Origin of the sequence: Shewanella jiangmenensis (assembly GCF_018596335.1) — a bacterium.
GTDB lineage: Bacteria > Pseudomonadota > Gammaproteobacteria > Enterobacterales > Shewanellaceae > Shewanella > Shewanella jiangmenensis.
Map to the genome: position 1 here is coordinate 48,408 of NZ_JAHEPS010000007.1, position 12,213 is coordinate 60,620.

13 protein-coding genes are annotated in these 12,213 nt (G+C 55.6%); 11 read left to right on the forward strand and 2 right to left on the reverse strand.

Annotation, left to right across the window (positions count from 1 at the left end):
* Positions 1–39: 39 nt before the first annotated feature.
* From rsxA to gloA, 8 genes are all read left to right on the forward strand, one after another.
* Complete coding sequence (gene rsxA / locus KJI95_RS15740; RefSeq protein WP_214508145.1) at positions 40–618, forward strand: electron transport complex subunit RsxA; 579 nt, start codon at positions 40–42, stop codon at positions 616–618.
* Entirely contained in the window at positions 618–1,187 is a 570-nt protein-coding gene (gene rsxB / locus KJI95_RS15745; RefSeq protein WP_214508146.1) for an electron transport complex subunit RsxB, read from the forward strand. The genes rsxA and rsxB overlap by 1 nt, the downstream gene beginning before the upstream one ends.
* A complete protein-coding gene (gene rsxC, locus KJI95_RS15750) occupies positions 1,181–3,880 on the forward strand; it encodes an electron transport complex subunit RsxC (RefSeq protein ID WP_214508147.1) in 2,700 nt (899 codons plus the stop codon). Before rsxB ends, rsxC begins: the two co-directional genes overlap by 7 nt.
* 2 nt (positions 3,881–3,882) lie before the next feature.
* Complete coding sequence (gene rsxD, locus KJI95_RS15755; protein ID WP_214508148.1) at positions 3,883–4,929, forward strand: electron transport complex subunit RsxD; 1,047 nt, start codon at positions 3,883–3,885, stop codon at positions 4,927–4,929.
* Positions 4,930–4,937: 8 nt separating this feature from the next.
* Complete coding sequence (rsxG, locus tag KJI95_RS15760) at positions 4,938–5,642, forward strand: electron transport complex subunit RsxG (protein ID WP_214508149.1); 705 nt, start codon at positions 4,938–4,940, stop codon at positions 5,640–5,642.
* Between the two features lie 20 nt (positions 5,643–5,662).
* Complete coding sequence (locus tag KJI95_RS15765) at positions 5,663–6,361, forward strand: electron transport complex subunit E (RefSeq protein ID WP_214508150.1); 699 nt, start codon at positions 5,663–5,665, stop codon at positions 6,359–6,361.
* Between the two features lie 3 nt (positions 6,362–6,364).
* Positions 6,365–7,006 carry an endonuclease III gene (gene nth, locus KJI95_RS15770; protein WP_214508151.1) on the forward strand — a complete coding sequence of 214 codons (642 nt, stop codon included), beginning with the start codon at positions 6,365–6,367 and terminating at the stop codon, positions 7,004–7,006.
* 316 nt (positions 7,007–7,322) lie between these two features.
* Positions 7,323–7,733, forward strand: a complete 411-nt coding sequence (gene gloA, locus KJI95_RS15775) for a lactoylglutathione lyase (RefSeq protein WP_214508152.1) — start codon at positions 7,323–7,325, stop codon at positions 7,731–7,733.
* A gap of 109 nt (positions 7,734–7,842) precedes the next feature.
* On the opposite strand, the gene pgm is transcribed toward gloA, so the two are convergent.
* On the reverse strand, positions 7,843–9,492 hold the full coding sequence (pgm, locus tag KJI95_RS15780) for a phosphoglucomutase (alpha-D-glucose-1,6-bisphosphate-dependent) (protein ID WP_214508153.1): 1,650 nt from the start codon (positions 9,490–9,492) through the stop codon (positions 7,843–7,845).
* A gap of 33 nt (positions 9,493–9,525) precedes the next feature.
* The gene (seqA, locus tag KJI95_RS15785; RefSeq protein ID WP_214508256.1) at positions 9,526–10,125 is read right to left on the reverse strand and encodes a replication initiation negative regulator SeqA; all 600 of its coding nucleotides are present in this window, start codon (positions 10,123–10,125) and stop codon (positions 9,526–9,528) included.
* A 603-nt stretch (positions 10,126–10,728) separates the two neighbouring features.
* Between seqA and KJI95_RS15790 the strand changes: the two genes are divergently transcribed.
* From KJI95_RS15790 to ybfE, 3 genes are all read left to right on the forward strand, one after another.
* Positions 10,729–11,544, forward strand: a complete 816-nt coding sequence (locus KJI95_RS15790; protein WP_214508257.1) for an alpha/beta fold hydrolase — start codon at positions 10,729–10,731, stop codon at positions 11,542–11,544.
* A gap of 132 nt (positions 11,545–11,676) precedes the next feature.
* Positions 11,677–11,898, forward strand: a complete 222-nt coding sequence (locus tag KJI95_RS15795) for a DUF2788 domain-containing protein (protein WP_214508154.1) — start codon at positions 11,677–11,679, stop codon at positions 11,896–11,898.
* Positions 11,899–11,906: 8 nt separating this feature from the next.
* Positions 11,907–12,179, forward strand: coding sequence for a LexA regulated protein (ybfE, locus tag KJI95_RS15800; RefSeq protein WP_214508155.1), 273 nt, complete (start codon positions 11,907–11,909; stop codon positions 12,177–12,179).
* The last annotated feature ends 34 nt before the right edge of the window (positions 12,180–12,213 follow it).

The following is a 12,213-nucleotide window of genomic DNA, read 5'->3' on the forward strand; positions in this document are numbered from 1 at the left end:
GCCGATAATACCGCCACCTAACGCCAATGCTTTTTCGCGATGAGTGACTATCTGTTGTTATTGATTGGCACCGTGCTGGTCAATAACTTTGTTCTGGTTAAATTTCTCGGCCTTTGCCCCTTTATGGGCGTGTCAGGCAAGCTTGAGTCGGCCATCGGCATGTCGATGGCGACTACCTTTGTGCTGACACTCGCCTCCATTTTAAGTTATCTGGTCAACCAGTATCTGCTGGCGCCCTTTGAGCTGTTGTATCTGCGCACCATGAGCTTTATTCTGGTGATTGCGGTTGTGGTGCAATTTACTGAAATGCTGGTGCAAAAAACCAGCAGTGCCCTGCACCGTGCGCTCGGTATTTATCTGCCGCTCATCACCACCAACTGCGCCGTACTCGGTGTAGCGCTGCTGAACATCAACGAAAAACACGATTTTATTGAGTCAGCCATTTACGGCTTCGGCGCTGCCGTGGGTTTTTCGCTGGTGTTGGTGCTGTTTTCTGCCATGCGCGAGCGCCTTGCCGCCGCCGATGTGCCGCTGCCGTTTAAAGGCGGCGCGATTGCGATGATCACGGCCGGTTTGATGTCACTTGCCTTTATGGGCTTTACCGGTTTGGTGAAATAATGTCAGGAATTATGATTGCCGTTATTTTACTCGGCCTGCTGGCATTGGTGTTTGGCGCCATTCTGGGCTTTGCCGCGGTAAAATTCAAAGTCGAGGGTAACCCCCTTGCCGATCAGGTTGAAGCCCTGCTGCCGCAAACCCAATGCGGCCAATGTGGTTATCCGGGTTGTCGTCCCTATGCAGAAGCCATTGTCGGTGGCGACAAGGTCAACAAGTGTCCGCCTGGCGGCGTCGCCACCATGGAAAAAATCGCCGAGCTGATGGGCGTTGAGCCCGAGCCATTGTCCGCCACCACTGAGCAGCAGGTTAAAAAGGTTGCTTACATCCGCGAAGATGAATGTATCGGCTGCACCAAATGTATTCAGGCCTGCCCTGTGGATGCCATTGTCGGCGCCGGTAAGCTGATGCATACCGTGATAGCCCAGGACTGCACCGGCTGTGATTTGTGCGTCGAGCCCTGCCCCGTTGACTGTATTGATATGATCCCCGTGACCCAAGATTTGCGCAGCTGGAACTGGAAACTCAGTGCCATTCCTGTCACACAGCTTGAAGAGGAAAAGCCGTGCTGACATTACTTGAACAACTGGACAAAGGTACGCTGTGGAAAATTCCGGGCGGCATTCATCCGCCGGAAATGAAGTCCCTCTCCAACGCCTCATCCATCGCCCGTCTGCCGCTGTTTGACGAATACCTGCTGCCGCTGCCGCAGGTAGGCGAGCAGGCAAGCCTTGCCGTGAGTGTTGGCGAGCAGGTGTTAAAAGGCCAAAGCCTTACCCGCGGTGCAGGCCACAGCTACTTACCCGTGCATGCGCCAACGTCCGGCACTGTTATTGCCATTGAGCCACGCCCAAGCAACCATGCATCCGCCTTGCCGGTACTGACACTGGTGCTTAAAAGTGATGGAAAGGACGACTGGTGCACGCTTGAAGGCGCCAATTCCGATGGCGCCAATACAAAAAGTGTCAGCTCAGAAGGCGTGAATGCCGAAAAGGTCGATATCGCAAGCTTAAGCCGCGAGCTAATTCTCAGCCGCATTCAGCAAGCCGGGATCGCCGGTATGGGCGGCGCCGCGTTTCCAAGCCATATTAAGCTTTCACCCGCCAGCGAAATTGAGCTCGTTATCGTCAATGGTGTGGAGTGTGAGCCCTACATCACCGCCGATGACCGCCTGATGCGTGAGCACGCCGATGACATCATCGCCGGCCTTGAAATTATCCATAAACTGCTCGCCCCCAAACGGCTGATTATTGCCATTGAAGACAATAAACCTGCCGCCGCTGAAGCCATGGGCGCAGCGCTTAATCGCAGCCACCTGCCCGCAGGCACCGCGCGAGTCACCCAAATTCCGACCAAGTATCCTTCCGGCGGTGAAAAGCAGCTGATTCAAATCATTACCGGCAAAGAAGTGCCATCGGGCGCCATCCCGGCACAGCTTGGCATTGTGGTGCACAACGTCGGTACGCTCTTTGCCATCCGCGATGCGGTAGTGTTTGGTAAGCCTTTGATTGAGCGAGTTGTGACCGTGACCGGCAATACAGTGAGTAAGCCAGGCAACTACTGGGTCCCAATCGGCACCCGGGTGACTGATGTGCTGACGTACTGCGACTTTCAAAGTGAGCCATCGCAAAAAATCATTATGGGCGGCCCCATGATGGGCTACGCCTTGCCTGAGTCAAAGGTGCCAATCCTTAAAGGCAGCAACTGTATTCTGGTGCCGGCAAGCGATGAAATTGGCGAGATGCCCGCCGAAAAGCCCTGTATCCGCTGCGGCGAGTGCGCGGTTGCCTGCCCGGCATCCCTGCTGCCCCAGCAGCTTTTTTGGCACGCCAAGGCCGAAGAATACGACAAGGCCGAAAGCTATAACCTCAAAGACTGTATCGAGTGTGGCTGCTGCAGCTATGTCTGCCCAAGCGACATTCCGCTGGTCGAATATTACCGTGTCGCCAAGGCCGCCATTCGCCACGACGCCGAAGAAAAGCGTAAAGCCGAGCGTGCCAAGGTGCGCTTTGAAGCCCGCATCGCCCGTCTCGAAGAAGAGAAGAACGCCCGCGAAGCCAAGGCCCGTGAAGCGGCTGAAAAACGCAAAGCCAGCATGGTTGGCAATGAAAAAGATGCCATCGCCGCCGCGCTTGCACGGGTGCAGGCCAAAAAGGCCGCCAAGGATGATGGCGCTGTCAGCGGCGTAGCTGCTGATGGCGCGGGTGCCGGTGCAAGTGTGGGTTTGAGTGCGGCTGTGAGTGCGGGTGTAAACAACACTGCTGCCACGCCTGCAGATGCAGCAACAACGGCTGCCGATCCAAAAGCAGGTGTTGCCGCCGCCATCGCCCGCGCCAAGGCTAAAAAGGCCGCAGCCCAGGCTGAGGCAGGCGAAAGCAGTGCGCAGGACCAGGCAAGTACTGACATGGCTGCAGAAAGAAGCACCGAAGCAAGAGCGGACGTAAATCCAGAGCCAAGCGCAGCGCAGGACCCGAAAAAGGCGGCCATCGCCGCCGCAGTTGCCCGCGCCAAAGCCAAGAAAGCGGCCGCACAGGGGCTTAGCTCAGCGAGTGATGCTCAGACGAGCGACGCGCCTGCCATTGACCAAGCCATAGAGACCGGCGCCGAAGACAGCGCTTCTAACAACTCCGATGAAAATAACGCGAACGCTGCTGCAACTGTAACGCCTGAAGGCAAGGAAGATCCGAAAAAGGCCGCCATTGCCGCCGCAGTTGCCCGAGCCAAAGCCAAAAAGGCGGCCAAAGCGGCACAGAATGACGGCGTTGATGCGCCAGCTGCAGATACCCAAGACAACGCAGATGCTGCTGAAAAAAATGTCACAGATATTGCTGAAAGCGCTGGCACAGACGGTGCAGAAAGCGCTGGTACAGATGCAAAGGCAAGCGAGACTCTGACACCGGCCGATGCCAAAAAAGCCGCTGTGGCCGCGGCTGTCGCCAAAGCCAAGGCAAAAAAGGCGGCGCAGGCTCAAGCCCAAGCAAGCAATCTTCAGCAAGCAGAAGACAATGAGCACAGCAGCTCGCAACGCGATGCGCAATTGGCTCAATCGGACAACGCCGCCGAAGCGGCCGATGTGTCCGAGATCGCCGACATCGATGTGTCTAATGTGTCTAATGTGCCTGATGCGGCCGATGGAGCCGTCGCCGAAAACGCAGCGCCGCAAGCAGACCAAGCCCAGGACGCCGAACAAGACAGTAAAAAAGCCCGTATTGCCACCGCGGTGGCCAAAGCCAAGGCCAAGAAAGCCGCAAGGGAGCAAGAGTAACCATGGCATTTCGCATTTCATCCTCGCCCCACGTTCGTAAAGACACGGCCACCCAGGCCGTGATGCAAAAAGTCATTCTCGCCGCCCTGCCCGGGCTTGCGGTGCAATGTTACTTTTTCGGCTGGGGCAGCTTTATCCAGGTGCTGCTTGCCATCGCGGTCGCACTTGGCGCCGAGGCGGCGGTGCTTAAACTGCGTGGCCGCACTATCAAAGAGACCCTGAACGATCAGAGCGCCATCCTTACGGCGCTTCTGATTGGTGTGGCGCTGCCGCCACTCGCGCCTTGGTATCTCGTTGTTATCGGAACCATTTTCGCAATTGTAATTGTAAAGCAGCTCTATGGCGGCCTCGGGCAAAACCTGTTTAACCCCGCCATGGCCGCGTATGTGTTACTGCTGGTGTCGTTTCCGGTACTGATGACCACCTGGGCTGCGCCCCTGGGGCTTGGCGCTGACAACGCAGGCTTTGTCGACGCGCTTAAAGTCATCTTTTCCGGCGTTGGCGCCCCCGCCTTTGCCCTCGGTATCGATGGGGTGTCGATGGCAACGCCGCTCGATACCCTGAAAACCGATTTATCCATGGGTCTTACCGCCACCGAAAGCCTGCAAAAACCCATTTTTGGCGGCAGCAGCACAGGCGAAGGCTGGGTTTGGGTAAACCTTGCGTACCTCGCAGGTGGTATCTATTTGCTGGCGAGCAAAACCATCCGCTGGCATATCAGCACAGGTCTGCTTGGTGCGCTGTTTGTCTGTAGCCTGGTCGGCTTTGCTCTGTCACCGGATACCCACGCAAGCCCGCTGTTTAACCTCTTCAGCGGCGCTACCATGCTGGCGGCCTTCTTTATTGCCACCGATCCTGTGACAGCGGCAACCAGCCGACGCGGGCGCTTGCTGTTTGGCGCCCTGATTGGCGTGCTGATTTATGTTATCCGTACGTTCGGTGGTTACCCTGATGGCGTTGCCTTTGCGGTGCTGCTGGCAAATCTCTGTGCGCCGCTGATTGACTATTACATCAAACCGCGTGCATACGGCCACCGTGGTCACAGCTAGGAGTCGCCATGAAACAATCCATCATTAAAAATGGCTTGCTGCTCGGTGGCTTCGCCCTTGCCTGCACCGCCGCGGTTGCACTGGTAAACGATGCCACCAAAGACAGGATTGCCGAGCAGCAGCGGCTGGAGCTGTCGAGGATTTTGCACCAAATCGTGCCGGACGATATCCACGACAATGACCTAAGCGCGAGCTGTATCCTGGTTACCGAGCCTGACGCCCTTGGCAGTATTGACCCAATGCCTGTGTACCTTGGCACCAAAGGCGGCAAGCCGGTGGCACTTGCCATCGAAACCATCGCCCCCGATGGTTACAACGGCAATATCCGTCTCATTGTCGGCGTTGATACCAAAGGGGAAGTGCTTGGGATCCGCACCTTGAGTCATCAGGAAACCCCGGGCCTTGGCGACAAGATTGAGCTTAGAAAAGACGATTGGGTGCTTGGGTTTAACGGTAAACGCTTTGAAGCTTCAAACCCTGCGCCCTGGCGGGTGAAAAAAGATGGCGGCGAATTCGATCAGTTTACCGGCGCCACCATCACCCCGCGCGCTTATCTTAATGCCATCAGCCGCACTCTGACCCTGGTTGAAAAGCAAAAGGCCGACTGGTTCAAACGTCCGCTTGGTTGCCATCCCGAAAAGGCGGCAGATGCAGACGCGTTAGCTACAGACGCATCAGATACAGACGCTTCAAATACAGACGGAAACGACTGACTTTCGGTGAGTAACTTTTTATGAGCAATTTTAAAGATATCGCCTGGCAGGGCCTTTGGAAAAATAACCCGGGGCTGGTGCAACTGCTCGGGCTTTGCCCGCTGCTTGCGGTCACCGCCACCCTGACCAACGCCCTGGGTCTTGGGCTTGCCACCGTCGCCGTGCTGATTGGCTCCAACGTGCTGGTGTCGCTGGTGCGCGACTTTGTACCCAAAGAAATCCGCATTCCGGTGTTTGTGATGATAATCGCTGCGCTGGTAACGGCGGTGCAGCTCCTTATCAACGCCTATGCCTACGGCCTGTATCTGTCGCTTGGGATTTTTCTGCCGCTGATTGTGACCAACTGCGTCATCATCGGCCGCGCCGAAGCCTTTGCATCACGAAACAGCGTACCGGCAGCCGCCTTTGATGGCCTGATGATGGGCCTTGGCTTTACCGCTGTGCTGGCGGTGCTTGGCGCCACGCGGGAAATTTTGGGTCAGGGCACCTTGTTTGATGGCGCCGATCAGCTGCTTGGCTCCTGGGCGCAGTCGCTGAAAATTGAGCTGTGGCAAGTGGATAACAGCTTTTTGCTGGCCATGTTACCCCCGGGCGCCTTTATCGCCATGGGGCTCTTGATTGCCGCCAAAAACGTGATTGATAAGCGCCTTGAGGCGAAAAAGCCTGCGCCTGAGCCTGCTGCGGCCATCACCCGCGCCCGCATCACCAAGGTGGGATAAGCCGTGAACAATCAAAAGCGTATTGAAATACTTACCCGGCTCAGGGCAAATAACCCCAAGCCGGAAACCGAGCTTAATTTCTCAAGCCCCTACGAGCTTTTGGTCGCAGTGACCCTGTCGGCCCAGGCGACCGATGTCAGCGTTAACAAGGCCACCGACAAACTGTTTCCGGTGGCCAATACCCCAAAAGCCATGGTAGAGCTGGGGATTGAGGGGCTGAAGGAGTACATCAAAACCATCGGCCTTTTCAATAACAAAGCCATCAACGTGGTCAAGCTGTCGCAAATTCTGCTCGATAAGCACGGCGGCGAAGTCCCCGAAGACAGAGAGGCGCTGGAAGCCCTGCCAGGCGTTGGTCGCAAGACCGCCAACGTGGTGCTAAACACCGCCTTTGGCTGGCCGACCATTGCCGTGGACACCCATATTTTTCGCATGGCCAACCGCACCAAATTTGCCCCCGGCAAAAATGTGGTGGAAGTGGAAGAGCGGATGTTAAAGGTGGTGCCGGCTGAGTTTAAAGTCGATGTGCATCACTGGTTTATTTTGCACGGCCGTTATACCTGCCTTGCCCGCAAACCGCGCTGCGGCAGCTGTATCATCGAAGATTTGTGTGAATTCAAAGACAAGGTTTATCCCGACGAGTAAGCAGGGAAACCGCTAATGAAAAACGCCGCAGTCTGTTACCAGCTGCGGCGTTTTTCGTAAAAAAGCGTTTTAGAACATTGAGCTTGCAAACGCCGCAAAGAAAAGACCAATCACAGCCACAGTGCCCATCGCCATTTTAAGTTCGGTTTTCATCTTGTTCTCCTTCAGTGAACTTGCAGTCATTATTCCTGCTTGATTGGCGCTAATCCAACCTTATAACCTTAAATTGTGAGCAGGCTCCGATTTGTCTTGCTGCCCTACCCGCACTGGCTTTCTCTGGTATACTGAGCGGCGCTTATTCAAGAGGAAGTCTTATATGTCTCAAATACTTCACACCATGATCCGGGTTGCCAACCTGGAAACTTCCATCGATTTTTACACCCGGGTGCTCGGCATGAAACTGCTCAGGACCTCTGAAAATCCCGAGTACCGCTATTCGCTCGCCTTTGTGGGTTATGGCGAAGAAGCGAGTGGCAACGCCGTGATTGAACTTACCTGGAACTGGGACACCGACAGCTACGACTTGGGCACAGGCTTTGGCCATATCGCCCTGGGTATGGCTGATATCTACCGCGCCTGTGACGACATTGCAGCCGCCGGCGGTAAAATCACCCGTGCACCGGGCCCGGTTGCCGGTGGCACCACCGAAATCGCCTTTGTGCAGGACCCGGATGGCTACAAGATTGAACTTATCCAGATGAAATCGGCGATGAAAGGACTGGGCTGAGCCCTGAGTTCTCCTCAAAAAGTGTCATAAAAAAACGCGCCAACAGGCGCGTTTTTCATCGGCTAAGCGAGAGCGGGCGTTGGCCTCAGTGAGATCAGGCCTCCGTGGATCAGGCCTCAATGGCTTTAAGCGCACTGCCAAGCACGGCCTGGGCTTCTTCAATCAGGCGGGCGAGGTGCGCCTCATCGACAAAGCTTTCGGCGTAGAGCTTAAACAGCGGCTCGGTGCCGGACGGACGGGCAGCAAACCAGCCCTTGTCGGTCACCACCTTGATGCCGCCAATGGACGCACCATTACCGGGCGCCTTGGTGAGCACAGACACTATGGCATCACCGGCAATCTCGGTCGCGCCCAGGGTTTCGGCATTGAGCTTGGCGAACTTGGCCTTCATCTTGGGATTGAGCGGGCTGTCGATGCGCTTATAAAAGCTGCGGCCATGCTGGGCAACCAGCGCATCGTAACGCTCGGCTGGAGTTTGGCCGGTGACGGCAAGAATTTCAGCCGCAAGTAAGGTCAGAATAAAACCGTCTTTATCGGTACACCAGGTGGTGCCATCCATTTTAAGGAAAGCAGCGCCGGCGCTCTCTTCACCGCCAAAGCACACGTCACCGCTGGCAAGACCATCCACAAACCACTTAAAGCCAACCGGCACTTCCATCAAAGGCACGCCGTGGGCGGCGCACACCTTATCGATAAGGGCGCTGGACACCAGCGTCTTACCCACTGATAGGGATTTGCTCCACTGTGGTCTGTGCCCAAGCAGGTAATCGATGGCCACCGCGAGGAAGTGGTTGGGATCCATAAGCCCGGAGCCCGGGCAAACAATGCCGTGACGATCGTAGTCAGGGTCGTTCCCGACACACAAATCAAAGGCATCCTTGTGCTTAAGCAGTGACGCCATGGCATAGGGCGACGAGCAGTCCATGCGGATTTTGCCGTCTTTATCCAGAGTCATAAAGCCAAAGGTCGGGTCAACCGCTTCATTCACCAGGGTAATGTTAAGGCCATAATGCTTGGCAATCGGCTGCCAGTAATGGATACCGCTGCCACCGAGCGGATCAACACCAATACGAATGCCGGACTTGGCGATAGCGGCCATGTCGACCACCTCAGCGAGCGCGGCCACATAGGGCGTGATGAGGTCGCTTGGCTTAAGGTATGGCAGGGTTTCGGCAACGCCATAATTCACCCGGCGCACGCCATCGAGGCCATGGGCCAGATAATGGTTGGCACGCTGCTCAATCCAGGCGGTGATTTCCCCTTCGGCTGGGCCGCCATGGGGTGGGTTGTACTTGATACCGCCATCCTGAGGCGGATTGTGGGACGGCGTGATGATAATGCCGTCACATTGCTCGGTCGCGCCCACATTGGCGCTGACAATCGCCTGACTGACCACGGGCGTCGGGGTAAAACCGTCGTTGGCGTGCACTATCATGGTCACCTGATTGGCGCTCAGCACCTCGATAACCGACAAATACGCCGCCTGCGACAAGGCGTGGGTATCCATGCCAAGGTACATTGCGCCGCTTATTCCGGCCTGTTTGCGCCAATCGGCTACCGCCTGGGCAATGGCGAGGATGTGCTGCTCGTTAAAGCTCTTGTGAAACGCGCAGCCACGGTGGCCGGAGGTGCCAAAGCTGACGCGCTGGGCCGGATCGTTGGCATCGGGTACCAAACGATAATAATGGCTCATGAGTTTGGGGATATTGACCAGATCCGCCTGCGCTGCGACCTGGCCTGCACGTGCATGAATAGCCAAAGCAATCTTCCTTAAAATGTCATGATGCGGGTGTCAGGCAAGCGCCAGTTCACCCAGGGATTTGGCACGCTCAGGGCTGCAGCCCAGCTGTACCAATGCCTCTTCCAATATAGTGCGCTTTTTCGCGGTGTTGTTATTGGTGGTCACCCAAAAACCGCTGCTGCCGATTTCTTTCGGATTGGCTGACTTGCTGGCCTTGAGCAGCGCGTCTTTTGAGGTGGCAAAATAGAGCCGGTCACGGCCCTGAATTTGCAAAACCTGCTCAAATCTGGTCGGCGCCGCCTGATACAGGCTCTCAAGCGCAAACAAAAAGCGCCCTACCGCCCCTTTTTGGGCATCTAAACCGGCAACGCTTAACAGGTTGGCAAAGTCGATTTCCTGCGAGGCGGGAACCGCAGCAGCTTCATGCTCAGCAGGCGCGACCTCTTTAACAGCCGGTACTGCGAGGGCTGGCGCAGCCTCCATGCTGGGTTCACTGATAGCAACGGGGGCAGACGCAGAGGCGGATGCAGACGACTCGGCGGCAGACAGCCCAAGCAAACGTCTAAGAATATCGGAGGCACTCTCGCCAATGCGCTCGGTTTTACCGGCAATAAAGCGATACAGCTCTTCATCCACTTCTATGTATTTCATCACCACTGCTTTCCTTTTGTAATCTGTAACAGCATCTTGTGTTCTGTGACAGCATTTCCCGGGTAGACGCTTAAGTCCATCTGGACGTTCACCGCCCCGGGCTGCCTGTGCGCGAAGAAAGCCCAGTGTATGTCAGTCCAAGCGTTTGATAAAGCGCTCCAAAATGAAAACCGTGCTCAATTTCCCCATCCGTCGCAACAAGCCGAACCGAACGACCAAAAATCCACCGCTGCTGGGTGCGTGCTGGGTGCGTGCTGGGTGCGTATATAGCCTTTATCGCAACCCTAATTACAACAAGGCCGCGGCTTCGCGCCTTCCCCACGTTTATCCTTGCATTCATCCTGACTGACGTCGCGGCTTGCCGAGGCCTTTGCAAATAGGCAAAATGACGCGCATTTCAGACAGACCATCCGCCAATTAGCGCTGCCGCATCCGTCGCCGTGAGGACTTTTCAGTGATGAATCCGGCAGTAATGAATCATTAGACGTTGGGTGTTGTGCAAGGTGACGCGTGAGGCACTGCGTGAATTATCGCGCCGCGCGTTAACCCAGGGATGAGTCTTTTTAAGTTTAGTGACGCAGGATAAGCAGGATGACAGAGGCGATACATTATCAAACCCGTGGCCAAGGGCCCGATGTGGTGCTGGTTCATGGTCTTTTTGGCGATCTGGATAACCTCAAGTCCTTAGCCCAGGCGCTGGAAGCAAACTTTCGGGTTACCCGTATCGATGTGCCCAATCACGGCCAGAGCCCCCACTGGGAGCATATGGATTATCCGCGTCTGGCCGGGGCGCTGGTGTCGCTGCTGGACAGCCTGGATATCGCAAAGGCGCACCTTGTCGGCCACTCCATGGGCGGCAAAATTGTGCTTGCCACGGCGCTGCTGTTCCCTGAGCGGGTTGCCTCTGTGGTCGCAGCCGACATCGCGCCTGTAGCGTATCCTCCGCGCCATCAAACCGTGTTCAATGCCCTGACCTCTTTGCCCCTCGATGGCAGTGTCGATCGTAAAGGGGCGCTTACGCATATGCTGGCAAAGGGTGTTGATGAAGGCACAGCCCAGTTTTTGTTAAAAAGCCTGCGCCGTGTCGAGGCCACTACGGGCTTAGGTTCTGATTCAAATAGTGAAACCGGCACCAAGGTAAATCAGTTTGCCTGGCGCATGAACCTGGACGGCCTCATTGCCGCCTACGATGAGCTGATTGGCTGGCCCATTGAAGGCAAGCGTTATCTCGGCGACACCCTCTTTATTCGCGGTGACGAGTCTGACTATGTTACGGCGGCTCATAAAGAGGCGATTTTGGCCCAGTTCCCGGCGGTGCAGCTTAAGTCCATCGGCGGCGCAGGTCACTGGCTGCATGCCCAGAAACCGGCGATATTCAACCGTCTGGTGCAAAATTTTCTGGACAGCAGCGGCAACTGAAACGCCTGAAACCTTCGCAGGTAAAGGCTATAGCAGGCGTTATGATGTTGTGTTATATTCGCGCCTCATTTTTAAGACCGGACTTGTAAACCGACAGGTCCTGCCATCCCAATGATACCGGAGTGACTGCTGATGTTATCCCAGTACATGCATCAGATTGAATCCTTAGGGCTGAATCTGTTTTTTGCTTCGATATTTTTCTTCATCGGCATGGCTATCCACGATGTGCTTAAAAAAGGCAACGTGCCTAAATTTGGCCGTTATATCGTGTGGTTGGTATTATTTCTCGGGTGTGCCGGTTTTGTTGCCAAAGGCATTATTCAAATGACCTGGGAAGGCACCGGTGTAGGTTAAGCAGTAACATGGCAAAAGAAGCAGCAGACAGAACAACAATCGATCTCTTTGCCGATGAGAGGCGCCGCGGACGCCCAAGAAGCAATCCGCTGCCCCGTGAGGCGCAGCTTCGGGTGAATAAACGTAACCAGATCCAGCGCGACCGGGCAAAGGGCCTCAAACGAATAGAGTTAAAGGTGTCACAAGATTTGTACGACGCCTTGAACGATAAGGCAGTGGAAAGTAACATCAGCCGCAGCCAATTAATCGAAGACATTCTCAAGCAGGCGATTGATGCCTAAATCAGTCGTCGTGGGTGGCGCATAAGCGCAATTG